Source organism: Aedoeadaptatus acetigenes (assembly GCF_025566985.1).
Taxonomy (GTDB): domain Bacteria; phylum Bacillota; class Clostridia; order Tissierellales; family Peptoniphilaceae; genus Aedoeadaptatus; species Aedoeadaptatus acetigenes.
On record NZ_JAOQJD010000043.1, the window covers coordinates 1 to 514 of the forward strand.

General features: G+C 46.1%; 1 protein-coding gene. It reads left to right on the forward strand.

Going from position 1 to position 514, the window contains the following annotated elements; genetic code table 11:
• Window positions 1–111 precede the first annotated feature (111 nt).
• A partial coding sequence (locus tag OCV31_RS09680) for a transposase (RefSeq protein ID WP_148474691.1) occupies window positions 112–514 on the forward strand: 403 nt, incomplete at its 3' end.

Genomic DNA, 514 nt, shown 5'->3' on the forward strand with positions numbered 1-514 from the left:
CAGAGTGATGACAAAGGGAGGGTGAATCAACCGATTCACCCTCCCTTTTTGTGTCTTAAAACCGCTTTAAGCCACTCAATTATAGTAAAATAGAGAAAAAAGGAGGCCGCCATGCTACACAAAGAAGACAAGAAAAAAGTAGAACAAATTCAAATGATTGCTCTGGATCAACTCGTGCCGGCAGATCATCTTTTGCGAAAAATTGACCGTTACGTGGACTTCGACTTCATCTATGACCTGGTGGAAGACCTTTACTGCCCAGACAACGGCCGACCCAGCATCGACCCCGTGGTTCTCATTAAACTCGTCTTCCTTCAACACCTTTATGGCATTCGCAGCATGCGCCAAACCATCAAAGAAGTCGAAGTCAACCTGGCCTATCGTTGGTTCTTAGGACTCGACTTCTACGATAAAATCCCCCACTTCACCACCTTTGGGCAAAACTACCGTCGGCGTTTTCAAGACACCGACCTATTCGAGTCCATCTTTACCAACATCCTTCAACAAGCCATGG